The sequence below is a fragment of the Ruminococcus sp. SR1/5 genome (genome assembly GCF_000209835.1).
In the GTDB taxonomy this organism is placed as follows: Bacteria; Bacillota; Clostridia; order Lachnospirales; family Lachnospiraceae; genus Blautia_A; species Blautia_A fusiformis.
In genome coordinates this window covers 2,793,338-2,807,896 of sequence record NC_021014.1, presented here as the reverse complement: position 1 = coordinate 2,807,896, position 14,559 = coordinate 2,793,338, and the positions used below count along the sequence as shown (strand labels likewise).

Genomic DNA, 14,559 nt, shown 5'->3' with positions numbered 1-14,559 from the left:
AATGAATGACTTACTGCTGCATCGGGCAGCACAATTATTAGAAGCTGAATTTGGTCCCCAATGGCGTACTGTCGCTGACATGCTTGGAACGGAAGGATTGCGAAAACGTGTGGGAAAGGAACTGACTTCTTTCATGGCATACCCAGAACGGGGCGAAGGCGGTAACAGCCAGTGGCGTGGTAACTGCTCTCCCGAAGTGATTGCAGCACTTCTACGCTATTGCCTGGACGATAAGCGATATTACGGAAAAGATACCAGCACCTTTACCCTCTTAGATCCTATGAGTGGCTCTGGGACTTCAAAGGCGGCGGCTGACCGTTATCAGGTACGTTCCCTGCTCTATGATCTAAATCCGGCACCTGCTTATGGAAAAGGTAACTGGAATGCCCTAAAAGATGAAGTGGAGGATTCCGCTGATCTCATCTTTTTCCATCCACCTTACCATAATATGATCCAGTATTCCGGAAATATCTGGGGAAACCCTCACCCGGACGACCTATCCCGCTGTGAAAACTATTCGGATTTTTTAGAAAAACTAAATCACTGTATCCGGAAATTTTTCCTGGCACTTCGGAAAGGTGGCAGGCTTGCCATACTGGTAGGCGATATGCGGCTCCATGGTAAGTTCTATAGTATGCAGCATGATTTAATGCGGATGGGTGATTTTGAATCCTTTCTGGTAAAGGGCCAGTTTAATTGTGTTTCTGACAATCGGACGTACAAAAAGCCTTTCATTCCCATTGTGACAGAATATGCTCTGTTACTGAAAAAACGGATTCTTTCATTATCCCCTTCAGCATCCGGCAAGAAGGTGTGTTTTCTGTACAAAATACAGATATTCTTGCACTGACTTGGCATCATCTAATCCGGATGACAATGGAGAGTATTGGAGGAAGAGTGGCTTTAAAAGACCTGTACGCTTTATTAAAGGAACACCCAAAAGCGAAAAAGAATCCGCATTATCAGGAACGTATCCGTGCCACCTTATATGAACACCCAGATGAATATATCCCTGTATCGAAAGGATATTTTCGTTTGAGTTACCCTGTTACATAAAAACGAGCCATGAAAAACAGATTTTCTATGGCTATACAAAAGGAGTGTGAACACTATGACAAATCGAAAGCACCATGTGAAAGATAAACAAATAACAACACTCTCTGGATGGTTTCATTCTCCGCTACGTGTTGGGGAACGTGCTATTATTTCTGGGGTCAATGGTTTCTCTATTCTGACATCTCCTATCCTAACGATTTTGGAAGTATCAAATGACAGTATCGTTTTCGAAACAGAAAATACCATTTACCATTTGGTTCATACACCAGAGACCGTATCGGAAGTGATGTGTGCTTGAATAACATATATGAATTGGGAAGCAAGCTTTGTGAATTGCTTTCAACTTTAAAGAAAAACCGAGAATACGTTCCACTTGAAATTTTACAAACACAGTATCGGGTGCCTTATGAAACCCTAAAAAAGCAAATTGGTGATACAGCGACAGCTTTTGTAAAAGAAATTACATTATCAAAGCTTATGATAAATCCAGATGTATCTCTGGAAGAGCAGATTTCTGTTATCCAACAGGCAATTACAACATCCGGGATGCTCAAAGAAATGAGCTATACCTTATCAAAACTGTATGATGTGGAACTACTGCACAGGCAGGCATTAAAATTAAGGACATATATTGAAGATGCTCTATATCCATATATTGCCCTTCAGGATTGCCTTGTCGTTGATATGGAACGTATAGAGGATACGCCAATTATCTACAATACAATTACCCAAAAGGTTTATGAGAATGGGCAATGGAGTAAACAGGATTTGGATCTGAACGGGAAACTATTACTCTATGTAAAATCCAGTTCTCCTATGCCTGCAACAACAGAACAAATAAACAATGAATTCTAAATTCAAAAATTATTATGTCAAGAAGGGAAACTTTTGTGGGTTTCCCTTTTTACGAAAATAATTTCAGTTGTTCATATTCTGCTGTCCGATTCAACGGTATGGGCTTCTTAGCAAGAATAATTTCTACCGCTGCATCCTCCATAATCCAATCTTCCAGTTCTTGTCGTTCCAAAAGCAATGGCATCCGTTCATGCACCGGTGCTACGGAAGCATTTGCCTGTGTAGTCAGAATAACAAAACGGTTTTGACCATTATAGATTTGATAACACCCTGCCATAAATAATGTGTCATCCTGCTTTGGACTTTGAAAAGTATATTTTTCTTTGTTTTTACTCCATTCGTAAAAGTGACGGGCGGGAATCACACATCTTCGATGTAGCACACTTTCTCGAAAGGTCTTCTTGTCTAGTATCGCCTCTGCCCTTGCATTGATAAGCAGTCCCTTTCCCTGGAACCCCGGAAAGCCCCACTGCATCTGCCTCGCAGCCACTTCCCTACACCCCTTTGTAAGAACGACTGCAGATTCAGACGGGTGGATGTCCTGTCCATGCTCTATCTTTAAACGCTGGTCCAGTTTCCTTACAATCTTTTCAATTTCCCGTGAGGTTTCATCATCCACATAATATCTTCCGCACATTTTCTGTCCTCCTTTTTCCTATTTTACTTCATCCCTGGTATCTTATACAACCAGTTTCCATGCACAATCCTCCGGACAAAAGAGAAGCACAAAATTGATTTGTTTTCCCAAAAGTACCGCCTGACATCTATACTTCCAGTTCAAAATTCCCGCATACCACTGCTTTTCTACAGTCAGAACCTGGATATGATTGATCTGGATAATCTCTTCATCCTCCCCTTTTACCTTCAGCATCAATGGCAGAGATTTTCCGGTAGCTGTGAACCAGCACTGGACTGCCACCTCATGATAGGTTCCGGATAAAGGCTCCTGCTCTGTATGCTCTGTATTTATTCCGATTCCAAATGCCACCGTTTCTTCCCCCTTCCCGCTATTCTGTCTTTAATTTCTCATAGTCCACAGAACGTTTTTCCCGTGAAATGCCACCACTCATGTGATCAATACACCCACCTAAAAAAGCCGCACGTATTACCGAATCATTCCCATACCGTTTTCTGATCTGATCTATCGTTTCATCCATTTTTTCCAGCTTCTCATAATCATTCGTATCAAATAGATCCAATTGCCTCATATTCACCTGATCCTTGATGCGGCTGGTATGGATTCCCAGATGCCGGATGGGTGTCCCATCCCAGAGCTGGTCAAATAACTGGCAGGCACACTGATGAATCTCTTTCGTAATATTGGTTGCATTCTGAAGCGTCATCTGGTGACTGGCATAACTGAGATCATAATTCTTGATCCCTACTGCAATCACTTCTGCCCTGACTCCTGCTCCACGAAGTCTGCTTCCTACTGTCTCTGCCAAAGCCAACAGCACCAATTTTGCTGTAGATGCATCTGTCACATCAAAAGGAATCGTTGTGGAATTACCATATCCCTTATTGGCAGGTGGGGCAGACTGGACTACAGATACATCAATCCCATTTGCAAATCCCCAGATTACTTCCCCATGTTTCTTTAAATGTTGTTTTAAGTAGCCAGGATTGCTCTTTGCCAAATCTCCTATTGTTCGGATTCCCAACTTGAAAAGTGTCTTTGTTGTTGCCCGTCCTACAAAAAACAAGTCGCTTACCGGTAATGGCCACATCTTATTCCGTATCTCAGACTTCCATAATGTGTGCACTCTGTCTGGCTTCTGAAAATCACTTGCCATCTTAGCTAACAGTTTATTCTCTGAAATACCGATATTCACTGTAAATCCAAGCCGTTCCTTAATCTGCCTCCGCATCTTCTCCGCTGCTTCCACTGGCGTCCCCCAAAGCAATTCCGTTCCAGTCATATCTACAAACGCCTCATCTATCGAGTATTGTTCCACTGCGGGAGAATACTCTTGCAAAATTCCCATAAAAGCTTTGGAACACCTCTCATACAATCCATAATTCGGAGGCACTAAAATAAGATTTGGACATTTCTGTTTTGCTTCCAAGATTGATTCACCTGTCTGTATCCGATATTTCTTTGCTGGAATGGATTTTGCCAAAATGATTCCATGACGCATCGCCATATCCCCACCTACCGCCGACACCTGTTCTCTTAAATCGCCTTTCCATCCCAAATGATGCAGCCGATATACCGCTTCCCAGGACAAAAAGGCAGAATTTACATCTATATGAAAAATCACTTTTCCCAAACTCACGTTCCCCTCCTTTACATCTCATTATATAGAACATACGTTCTGAAATCAAGAGATAATATTTTCCATATCCATGCTTCCTCTATATATAGTAATTCTCCTCTCAGACTAAACGATATATAGTGTTTTTATATTGACGCATACTACATATAGTGTTACACTTACTATGTAATTATTATTTGTGTCATCCGGAAAGGATATACGCACGCAGTTTAGGTTTGTAAAAGTGTCAGAAGTATACCACGCTACCAGCAGGGATTTCTGGCTTTTTTTATTTTGCAGGAAACTGCACGCATTAGAGAATGAACATCCGTGTCATTCTCTTTTTTTATGCCTAAACGCAAAGAAAGGAGGAAGAAAAACCGGAACAAATAAGAATTACAACTATACCATAGAAAAGGAGACAAGAATAAAATGAACCATCCCAATGAATTATCAAACGTGGAAAAAATCAAACAACTGGTGGACTATCTGAATTTACAGCGTAACGCTTATTATAATGAGAACAGTCCGAATATCAGTGATGCGGAATATGACCGAATCTTCGATGAATTAGTGGAATTAGAAAAGCAGACAGGCTTTATCTTATCCAATTCACCGACACAAACCGTAGGCTATACTCCCATCAGTGAACTTCCCAAAGTAAAGCATCCAGTCCCTTTGCTCTCTTTAGATAAGACAAAGCAGGTACAGGACTTGATAAGCTTTGCCGGTAAGCAGCCGGTTCTGTTTATGCTGAAGTTGGACGGATTAACGACTAAATTGGTCTACGAAAATGGAACACTTGTAGAGGCTTCTACGCGTGGCGACGGAGAAATTGGGGAACTTATCACCCATAACATCCCTGCATACGTTGATGTCCCTCTTTCAATTCCATATAAAGGCCGGCTAGTGATTGTTGGAGAATCCTTCATCCCAACCCATGACTTTGAGCGTTTAAAAGAAACCCTCCGAGATGGAAAAGGAGAACCTTACAAAAATGGGCGAAATCTGGCTTCTGGCTCTGTGCGAAGTCTTGATCCGGCAAATTGTGCAGGACGCTGTCTGCACTTTATGCCTTTTAATGTTCTGGAAGGTCTGGACTCTCCATTTCTCTTTCCAGACAGCAGAGCTATGAAAATTTCCAGCCTGTTTGACTATGGTTTTCAGCCTTGTCCTTATATTGCTGCAAACCATCCCTTAACCTCGGAACTTGTAAATCAGTATATTGAAAGGCTGACTGATCTGGCAGGCAAAAAACATCTGCCTATTGACGGAATTGTAATGATTTTCGACAGTCTGGACTATTCCAAAAACTGCGGGCGTACCGGACATCATTATAAAGATGGACTGGCTTTTAAGTTTGAAGACGAAACTTACGAAACCACTCTTCGCAATATAGAATGGACACCCACCCGTTTCGGAGAAATTGCACCTGTGGGAGTTTTTGACCCTGTGGAAATTGACGGATGCTCTGTTTCCAGAGCAACCCTTCACAATCTGACCTTTATCAAAGAATTAGAATTGGTGCCAGGTTGTAGAATTTCTGTATCAAAACGTAATATGATCATTCCTCATATTGAAGAAAATCTGGAACGTGGTCATTACGTAGATGCAGTTCCTCCTGTATGTCCATGCTGTGGTTCTCAGACTCGTATCTATCAAAGAAAAGGAAATGATGGGCGTCTCATTGAAACGGTGCATTGTGACAATCCCAACTGTGATAGCCAGATCCGAAAACGCTTTACACATTTCGTTGGAAAAAAAGCAATGAACATCGAGGGACTCTCCGAAACTACCTTGGAAAAATTCCTGACTTTGGGTTATCTCCAGACATTTCCGGATATTTACCATCTAAATGAACATCAGGAAGAAATCTTACAGTTGGAAGGTTTCGGTAAAAAATCCTTTGAAAGATTATGGAATTCCATTACTTCCAGCCGGAATACTACCTTTGTCCGGTTCCTGGTTTCCATGGATATTCCTATGGTCGGAAGGACCAAAAGCAGGATTTTGGATACAGTATTCCACGGCAGTCTACAGGAATTTTTTGATGCTGCCTCTGGTGACTATGATTTCACCCAGTTAGATGACTTTGGTGATACTCTGAATCAGAATATCCATGACTGGTTTTCTGATGAAAACAATTTAATTCTCTGGCACGAACTCCAAAAAGAACTTATATTTGAAGAAAGAAAGGAAATGAATACTATGATGAAAGAAAATGTATTTACAGGATGTACTATCGTTGCAACAGGAAAACTTGCTCATTTTACAAGAGATGAAATCAACTCGAAGATTTTAGAGCTTGGAGCAAAAGCCGGCAGTTCTGTCACAAAAAAGACAGATTATCTAATTTGTGGGGAAAAAGCCGGCAGTAAATTAGCAAAAGCCCAGTCTCTCGGCATTAAGATTTTATCTGAAGATGAGTTTCTTGAAATGATTGCGTAAGGAGAAATCTATGAGTATCATTACATCCGTTTTTCATATCTATGGATTTCTTATTACAGAAGAGGCTGCTAATCTTATCCTTCGATATACAGAGGAAGTTTTTCCTGATTTATACAAAGAGTTCTCTGATCCAGAATCACTCTTAGCCTTTCAGGAATATCTTTGTGAGAAACTTGATGGCTGTCGTTATGGCACTGCTGAGTCTATGACGGTATGGAGGATCAAAGATCAGGAAGAACTGGACTTAAATCCAGGAGAAGAATTTTATATCATTGAACTTAAAAATTCTTCCCACTTATTTTCACAGGCGTATTCTTCTTATACGGAAGTTATCCAAGAAATTCAAGAAACGTTTGGTGAATTACTTCCTCCCGATTTTCCATTAGATGATTTTCTTGTGGAAATCATGGGCGAAGTTTGGGGATAGTGAAATGGGGTGACGCCCCATTTCAAACATCTTTTGCAACTTTACATTTATAGTTATTTTACCGTTGGAAAGCACCTTCTTTTTTGATATAATGAAAGCAAATGGAGGGATAACGTATATGAGTATTCAATCAGATATAGAGATGCTATCAATTGAAGCACTGGAATATTATGCTAAAAAGCACCAAATATCAGAAGACGATGCCTTTAATATTTTCTACAAACATCAAGTATTTGAAAAAATACTGGTACAACACGAAACGTTGCACCAATTAGATATTCATGATACTTTTCAATACGTAGAAGATATTATAGAAGAAGATACGCCCACGCTTGTTCTTTTCCATGGCTCCAATATTGCATTTGATAAAATCGATTTGAACAAATCACATAACCGTCGTGATTTTGGTCGTGGATTTTATTGCACAGTTCTCGAACAGCAGGCAAATGAATGGGCGAACCGCCTGTACTTGCGTACTCATACTGGCGGCAAATATGTGTATCGGTATATCTTCCAGCAATCCGAGGAACTAAAAATCAAACATTTTGCCACCTTGGACAAGGAATGGTTGGAGTTTGTCAAACTCAACCGTACTGTCGGCGATATCCAGCATCACTATGATGTTGTAATTGGGCCTGTTGCGGATGATAATACCATGGAAACTGTACAACTTTATTTGTCCGGTATCTTGAGCGTGGATGAAGCGGTTACAAGGCTTCGGTATAATAAGGTTAATAATCAGGTTTCCTTTCACACCCCACTTGCTCTTGAACATCTGGTATTGGAATCTCGAAAGGATGTGTAAAACATGGAAGGTAAATATTTTTTTAACGGAAAAGATATTTCAATGAATCTGTATATTCAGATCCGGGATGTTATCGATATTATTATGGAAAAGAGTAATCTTTCCTTTCCGGATGCCATGGGCAAATTTTATCATTCAAAAACTTACAAGGCCCTACAAAATACAGAAAATACTCTTTGGGCGGAATCTGCCGGCTATATTGCAGACCGCTATTACGAAGAACAAGAAGAAGCACAAATAAACAAATAACAAACAAAAAATATGTTTAAGAAGGAACTGCTTACCATAAGCGGTTCCTTTTTTGTATAAGAAAGAAGGGATTACATGTATATTAATACCTATTCGAATCATTACCAGCAAACAATTGACCACTTTCATGGAGCATACGCTTTTCTTAGTAACTTCTATCCTTCCCGGATATATTACCGGGGCTACTGGTATGCAAATAATGAGGCTGCTTTCCAGGCACAAAAGACCATTTCCCCTAAAGAACAGCTTCAATTTACCAAATTAAGGAATCCAAAAGATGCAAAAAAACTGGGAAGAGAAGTGCAGCTCCGTTCAGACTGGGAAAGTGTAAAGCTTATGTACATGTATGAAATTTGTATGTGCAAATTCATGCAGAATCCTACCCTATGTAAAGCATTACTTGCTACTGGGAATTGTCACCTTGTTGAAGGAAACAACTGGGGAGATTACTTTTGGGGTTCTGTAAATGGTCATGGCGAAAATCATCTGGGCAAAATTCTTATGGATATACGTGCAAAGCTTCAATTTGAATGTTAAAACATAATTTATCCAATTTTGCACTGTATGAACTGCAAATATTTTGCTATAATGAAAGATAGATTTTAAAGAAAGGATTTGTGCTTATGTATCTGAAGCGTTTTGTCTATGACCGTCTTCTGGATTGGAAAAATGAAGGAGGTCATAGTACCCTGGAAGTCGGTGGAGCCCGTCAGGTTGGAAAAACCTACCTGATACAGAAATTCGCTGACGAAAACTACAAACACAAAATTTATATTAACCTGTTTGAATTAAGCGGCAAACAGTTTATGGAATGTTATAAACAGGCAACCGACTGGACACCTGGAACAAAACGGCGGGAGCATCCTCTCCACGATGCCTTCCAGTTATATGAACCGGACTTTATTGATTCTGAAGATACCGTCATCATTATTGACGAAATCCAGGAGTCTTCCGAAATTTATAACCGTATCCGGGAGTTTACACGTCACTTTAAAGCCCATTTCATCATCACAGGAAGCTACCTTGGACGGATTTATGATCCAGAATTCCGTTATTCCAGCGGCGATGTCACCAAACTCACCATCTATACGCTTTCTTTTGAGGAGTTTTTGATGGCCTATGATCAGAATCTGTATGGCGATTACAAAAAAATATCTCTTGTTTCCTCTGAAGCAGAAGTCTATAATCGCTTAAAGGAAACCTATGAGCTGTACTGCCAGATTGGTGGCTATCCCAAAGTGGTCGAAAACTATCTGGAAAACCGGAACATCGTAAAAGCTCAAGGCGAACTCGTAAAAATCATTGATACCTTTACCAATGAATCCATTCGCTATTTTACGGATATTTTGTATACCAAAGTGTTTACCCATATTTTCTTTTCCATCTGCCGTATTTTAAATCGTGAAAAGAAAGGATTTTCAGAAGACAGCATCAGTGAAGAATTGCAAAAACTGGTAACCAAAGACTACTCCAGCAATATTTCAAAGGCTACCTGCAACCGTGCCATTAGCTGGCTGTACTTTTCTGGAATCATTGGATTCTGTGCAAAAATAACAGAAATGGACATTCTGGATTTTAAGTCTGCAAGCCGCTGCTACTTCATGGATATGGGGCTGGCAAATTATTATCTGACACGTACCGGTACCGATTCCCGTGTACTTGCAGGCACATTAAATGAAAATTATGTCTATATCAACCTGAAGAAACGCCAGGATTTTCCACCGGAAATTTCCTTTGAAACCCCAGCTTTTGCTACTTACCGAGGCGGAGAAATTGATTTTTTGGCACAAAGCCTATCTTCTTCCACCCGATATTTAATAGAAGTAAAAGCCGGAAAAGGGACTGCTTCCACTGCCCAGAAAGCTCTGGCTCAGGGAAAAGCAGATAAGCTTCTTTATTTAAAAGGGGCAACCAAAGGAGGAATAGACGGAAAAACAGAAACACTGCCTATTTATTTATTGGAACAATACAAGTTTAATTAAATTTATGTTTACGAAGAGACTACTTGCGAGTGGTCTCTTTTTATTTAGAAGGATCACGAAAAACACAGCACTGAATTAGTGAAAATTTATGAATTTATGAGAATTGGCATAGATGTGATGTTACGGAAAAGGGGTATGGATTTATTCTATTCCCTCTTTTGTCAATGCCAATTCCCATCAAGAAAGGAAGAATTACATGAACAATACAACAACTGAATTACAATGGGGAGATGTCATCTTCAAACCTGGACAACGTGTGCGGACAACCGATGCCAGCGATTATGCAGGATTGGATGGTGTTATTTTGGAAATTCATACCGGCGAAGATAAAGAAACCGACAATCTGACTCCTGATATTCACTGTTGCTTTGATTTTCCTGAGTCTGAAGCAGACATTCGGAAACTAGAGGAACGCTTTTCTTCTCTTTACAATATGCCAAAAAAACTGGATGATCTTGCTTTGGATGAAGTGATTATGTCCCCGGATGAACTGATTTCTATTCCAGAAGAACCCTCTCGTCTTCTTCATTATATTGGTACAGACGAATGGGCTCGCCCGGTATACCAGGATCAATATGGGAAGTTGTGGAAAGATGTAGAACTTGGTGACTTTGAAATTCCTCATCTGCACTCTGCAGTCGGAAATGAATTTGATGGAGAACCGGATATGCCTATCCGGAAACCATTTAGAATTTTAACAGATAAACCGAAAAATCCTTATGAATTTCAGTACATGATGCTTAGTCGTTTACAAAGCGACTGTGAGTATTACTTGAATTACGGAAACCGTTGTACTGGACATCTGTACTATCACAATGAAAGCAAACAAATTGCCGCCATGAAAAAACTCTGGAATGAATTTCCGGATGATGGGAAACCAGAATGGTTGACATGGAAACAAATCCTAGAATACGAAAAAGCAATGTGTTCAGACACAAAATAATAGAACCGCCATAAAAATATTTTTTTAAGGAGAATGATTATGAATTCAATAAAAGAACTAAAAGAACAATTAGGATATGAAGAAATCGGTCTCGATGATACATTTACATTTCACTGTACCCAATGCGGAAAGTGCTGCATTCACCGGGAGGATATTCTCTTATCCCCGAAAGATCTGTTTAACATAGCAAAAAAATTTCAAATTACACCAGCGGAAGCCTTGGAACAATATTGTGAAACTTATATTGGATGTAACTCCCGTTTCCCGATAGTCCGCCTGAGACCACAAGGAAGTGTCAAACGCTGCCCTTTATTAAAGGATCAGAAATGTTTGGTTCATGATGTAAAACCGACTGTCTGTGCCATGTTTCCGATTGGTCGGTATCTTACCCTTTCTGCGGATGATAGTTTTCCGAAAAATCCAGAAGAACTGTCTGTTGGATATATCTTTAATAATCCTGAGTGCGGAGACGGAATCGAAACACATACCGTCCGGGAATGGTTTCGTAGTTTTAACATTCCACTAAAAGATGACTATTTCTTTACATGGACAAGAACACAGGCAACACTCTGCAAACATCTACAATTTCTGGAAGAACACATATCAGAAAAGACCATGATTTCAATATGGAATGCTACTTTGATAACTCTGTATCTGAACTATGATATTACAGAAGATTTTCAAACGCAATTTCAGCAAAATTCAGATGCAATCCTATCCTTAATTGAAACACTAGGAACTGTTGACATTCCTAAGAAATCATAAACAACTATAAATACTTTGAGCCGACCAGTTTTGGACGGCTCTTTTTCATATCACTTTACATTCTGGCAGCTCTTTTGTTTCCTGTTCTTATCACACGCAATCCATTCATCCAAAGTAAGCGGCTGATAATTTGAATACATACAAAAACAGTTAATCATATTACATGGAATATGCTGTGTTTCCCCCTGTGTATTCAGAAATGTTGTTTCAGATGTGATTCCTTGAAATCTTTCCAGCAATCTCTGATCCTGCGTATCGTGTACATGTCCATACAACATATAGGTTTTTGGGTTTCCTTCTGCATTCAATTTATACTGTCCGTTATAACACATAATAGGATAATGACAAAGTATCACTTTTCTCTTATTATCGCTAAGTTCCTCATACATTTTAATCCACTCAAAGCGTGAACTGTCGAAGTTTGGATCCTTGACATAGTGGTCATGGTTTCCCTGTATCAGATATAGACGTCCGTTCAATTTCTGAAGCAACTGGTTTGTTTCTTCAGATTTCCCCCATGATAAATCCCCTAAGATAACAACTTCATCCCTATTACGCACTTTACTATTCCACTGTTTCAGCATATAATCATTCATTGCATTTACATTTGCAAATCCACGTTTATCCATTTTTGTATTCAAATTTTCATGAAAGAAATGTAAATCTGCAATATAATATCTCATTTTATATCATTCCCTCAATCTTGTTTAAATTATCAATATTTACAACTGCCCAGAACACTCTTTTTAAATCTTTCCCTTTCAAAGTTGATGCCGGGATTACCGAATCTTTACCAAATTCCTGAATAAACTGATTTCTGAGTTTACGAATTTTTTGTCCTTTTTCTGGTCCCGATAAATGCTCCATACCTAATTTTTTTTCAATCTCTAATGCCTGTTTTACCTTATCCCAACCCATGCCTGAAATCATCAGTTCATACATCAAGCGAACCAGGGATGCTCCGCAGGCAACCGTTTTGGGATCATACTGCACTTTCCTGTTTAAATATAACGAATGAAAATCATTAATAAACTTTTTCAATTCTGCATCTTCACCGCTATCGGCTTGTTGATAACGCAAAAGCTGTTTCTCAACATCTTTTACGATATATTTAGGTTCATAATCTCTTCCCTCCAGCGTGCTCCCCAGTGTAATCTTCCTTGTATTCCATTCTTGTTCTGCCCGTTTTAAATACTTTTCTTTCACAACAGAGCATTGCATCTCGGATATACAGTTTCTGGACAACATCATAATATCATAGAACTGCTTCACCTGTTCATCCAGCCTTTCATTTTGTACGCCAATCGTATTACAACCTAATGTGGTGAGCTTATCCGCAAATAAATAATTCAATGGAAGGATCTGATAGTTCCATGAACTGTTTACCGCAAATATGTTTTCTCCCGTTCTTCTTTCATATTCCCATTTTTCTGGCTGGAGAATAAATTCTATTTTTAATTCCTGATAGGGAATACTCTCTCTCTCCATATTACGTTCTGCATTGGATAGTACAGAAGGAACTTTCGTGTAATATGTATGTAATGGAAGATTTGTTTTCGGATTCTTAGGGCTATGTTTATGAAAGTAAAACAATTCGTCTTCTGTCCCCAAATATTCTTCGATTTTCCTCAATGTTTTCTTTATTTCCTCTTCTGTTCCAAAAAATAACATATCAATGTCTACACTTGTTCTTTGAGCATCCCTTGGCAGATAAAACTGCGTGGCTGCACCACCTTTCAATATTATTTTATCTCCTAGTATTTTCTGAATATGCAAGAATAATTCAAGATCCCATAAAAACAGTTCCATTCTCGCCATATTTTTAAACCCAAATTCTTCCATTCTCTTCTGAAAGGTTTCTCTCTGAAATGCTTCCTCTTTATGAAATAACTTTTTGTAATCCAAATTTTATTCTTCCCTTCTAAGTATTTTTCCAAACTCTATTGCCGAATCTGTAATAAACCGATTTTCAACGATAAAGCGAATATCATATTGTATATTCCTTCTTGATGCTACTGTTATCAGCTTCTTTTTATCTATATTTCCCAATCTGCTGAGATTCTGATAAATTCTTACCAATTCTTGCAATGATAGTGGATATCCGTTTCTCGTTATTGCAAAATAAAGATCTGCAAAAGCCTTCTCTATACTTGCCAGACCTTCACTACTGTACTGAAAATCCTCCGTTGTGTATAAAATCACCTGCATATTATGGCTACCTGAAAACATAGCATCTTCATACATTTTTTTCGTGTATTGTGGTTCTATCACCTCAAATCCTTCTGCTAATAAATTGTTATATATTTCCTCTTTTGCTGCTTTTTCAATAAATGCAATGACAGGATATTGTTCTGGTATGTGTAACATATATTTTGCCAAAATATCCAAACCGGATATATAATAATAAAATCCCAGCTCATCCATGTAATTTTTCAATTTTTGGGCTGTTTCACATAAAATAATTCCCTGTCTGCCTTTCAAATCATTGAAGGAAAATACACCGTTTCGCACTCTCTTAATGTAACCCGCCTCTACTAATTTAGAAAGATTCCAATATAAAGTAGACTTTTTTAACTCCGGGAAAAGGGGAATTACTTCATCTGTATAAAAGGTAGTTTGATTCCCAAGATTTTGTTTGATTATCTCGTATTTTTTTCTAATGCTGTTTTGCTATTCATACTACACCTACTTTCTTTTCGTAGTATATCACATAGCACCTAATAAAAACAAATAAAATAAACGACTAAAGTTTTATTATTTGCGTTTATTTTATT

The 14,559-nt window shown here is 38.9% G+C and carries 18 protein-coding genes; 12 read left to right on the top strand and 6 right to left on the bottom strand.

Going from position 1 to position 14,559, the window contains the following annotated elements; all coding sequences use genetic code 11:
- Position 1: 1 nt before the first annotated feature.
- Genes CK1_RS14010 through CK1_RS13995 form a run of 4 tightly spaced genes read left to right on the top strand, consistent with a single transcriptional unit; the run spans position 2 to position 1,911 of the window.
- Complete coding sequence (locus CK1_RS14010) at positions 2–850, top strand: TRM11 family methyltransferase (protein WP_015526833.1); 849 nt, start codon at positions 2–4, stop codon at positions 848–850.
- A gap of 47 nt (positions 851–897) precedes the next feature.
- Positions 898–1,056, top strand: coding sequence for a hypothetical protein (locus CK1_RS14005; protein WP_306288938.1), 159 nt, complete (start codon positions 898–900; stop codon positions 1,054–1,056).
- 55 nt (positions 1,057–1,111) lie between these two features.
- Positions 1,112–1,354, top strand: a complete 243-nt coding sequence (locus CK1_RS14000; protein WP_015526832.1) for a hypothetical protein — start codon at positions 1,112–1,114, stop codon at positions 1,352–1,354.
- A complete protein-coding gene (locus CK1_RS13995) occupies positions 1,351–1,911 on the top strand; it encodes a hypothetical protein (protein WP_139009984.1) in 561 nt (186 codons plus the stop codon). Before CK1_RS14000 ends, CK1_RS13995 begins: the two co-directional genes overlap by 4 nt.
- 49 nt (positions 1,912–1,960) lie before the next feature.
- Here the strand turns inward: CK1_RS13995 and CK1_RS13990 are convergent, their stop codons facing one another.
- The 3 genes from CK1_RS13990 to CK1_RS13980 are packed head-to-tail and all read right to left on the bottom strand — an operon-like array spanning position 1,961 to position 4,181.
- Positions 1,961–2,548, bottom strand: coding sequence for an SOS response-associated peptidase (locus tag CK1_RS13990; RefSeq protein WP_015526831.1), 588 nt, complete (start codon positions 2,546–2,548; stop codon positions 1,961–1,963).
- A gap of 42 nt (positions 2,549–2,590) precedes the next feature.
- Positions 2,591–2,899: a hypothetical protein gene (locus CK1_RS13985; protein ID WP_054337543.1), complete on the bottom strand. Its 309-nt coding sequence runs from the start codon at positions 2,897–2,899 to the stop codon at positions 2,591–2,593.
- Between the two features lie 19 nt (positions 2,900–2,918).
- A complete protein-coding gene (locus CK1_RS13980; RefSeq protein ID WP_195196771.1) occupies positions 2,919–4,181 on the bottom strand; it encodes a Y-family DNA polymerase in 1,263 nt (420 codons plus the stop codon).
- Between the two features lie 417 nt (positions 4,182–4,598).
- Here CK1_RS13980 and ligA point away from each other — a divergent pair, with 417 nt between their 5' ends.
- The 8 genes from ligA to CK1_RS13940 all read left to right on the top strand — a co-directional run bounded on the left by ligA (position 4,599) and on the right by CK1_RS13940 (position 11,785).
- Positions 4,599–6,614, top strand: coding sequence for an NAD-dependent DNA ligase LigA (ligA, locus tag CK1_RS13975; RefSeq protein ID WP_004223761.1), 2,016 nt, complete (start codon positions 4,599–4,601; stop codon positions 6,612–6,614).
- Between the two features lie 10 nt (positions 6,615–6,624).
- Positions 6,625–7,041, top strand: a complete 417-nt coding sequence (locus CK1_RS13970) for a hypothetical protein (RefSeq protein ID WP_004223763.1) — start codon at positions 6,625–6,627, stop codon at positions 7,039–7,041.
- A gap of 118 nt (positions 7,042–7,159) precedes the next feature.
- Positions 7,160–7,846: a DUF3990 domain-containing protein gene (locus CK1_RS13965; RefSeq protein WP_015526830.1), complete on the top strand. Its 687-nt coding sequence runs from the start codon at positions 7,160–7,162 to the stop codon at positions 7,844–7,846.
- 3 nt (positions 7,847–7,849) lie between these two features.
- Positions 7,850–8,095 carry a hypothetical protein gene (locus tag CK1_RS13960; protein WP_004223767.1) on the top strand — a complete coding sequence of 82 codons (246 nt, stop codon included), beginning with the start codon at positions 7,850–7,852 and terminating at the stop codon, positions 8,093–8,095.
- A gap of 75 nt (positions 8,096–8,170) precedes the next feature.
- The gene (ybiA, locus tag CK1_RS13955; protein WP_004223769.1) at positions 8,171–8,632 is read left to right on the top strand and encodes a riboflavin biosynthesis intermediates N-glycosidase; all 462 of its coding nucleotides are present in this window, start codon (positions 8,171–8,173) and stop codon (positions 8,630–8,632) included.
- 86 nt (positions 8,633–8,718) lie between these two features.
- On the top strand, positions 8,719–10,077 hold the full coding sequence (locus tag CK1_RS13950; protein WP_015526829.1) for an ATP-binding protein: 1,359 nt from the start codon (positions 8,719–8,721) through the stop codon (positions 10,075–10,077).
- A gap of 196 nt (positions 10,078–10,273) precedes the next feature.
- Complete coding sequence (locus CK1_RS13945) at positions 10,274–11,020, top strand: LPD11 domain-containing protein (RefSeq protein WP_015526828.1); 747 nt, start codon at positions 10,274–10,276, stop codon at positions 11,018–11,020.
- A gap of 39 nt (positions 11,021–11,059) precedes the next feature.
- Positions 11,060–11,785 carry a YkgJ family cysteine cluster protein gene (locus tag CK1_RS13940; RefSeq protein WP_015526827.1) on the top strand — a complete coding sequence of 242 codons (726 nt, stop codon included), beginning with the start codon at positions 11,060–11,062 and terminating at the stop codon, positions 11,783–11,785.
- A 50-nt stretch (positions 11,786–11,835) separates the two neighbouring features.
- Here CK1_RS13940 and CK1_RS13935 read toward each other — a convergent pair whose 3' ends face one another.
- Genes CK1_RS13935 through CK1_RS13925 form a run of 3 tightly spaced genes read right to left on the bottom strand, consistent with a single transcriptional unit; the run spans position 11,836 to position 14,377 of the window.
- Entirely contained in the window at positions 11,836–12,468 is a 633-nt protein-coding gene (locus CK1_RS13935; RefSeq protein ID WP_015526826.1) for a metallophosphoesterase, read from the bottom strand.
- A 1-nt stretch (position 12,469) separates the two neighbouring features.
- Positions 12,470–13,690, bottom strand: a complete 1,221-nt coding sequence (locus tag CK1_RS13930; RefSeq protein WP_117457422.1) for a nucleotidyl transferase AbiEii/AbiGii toxin family protein — start codon at positions 13,688–13,690, stop codon at positions 12,470–12,472.
- A gap of 3 nt (positions 13,691–13,693) precedes the next feature.
- Positions 13,694–14,377, bottom strand: a complete 684-nt coding sequence (locus tag CK1_RS13925) for a DUF6577 family protein (protein WP_353611256.1) — start codon at positions 14,375–14,377, stop codon at positions 13,694–13,696.
- Between the last annotated feature and the right edge of the window lie 182 nt (positions 14,378–14,559).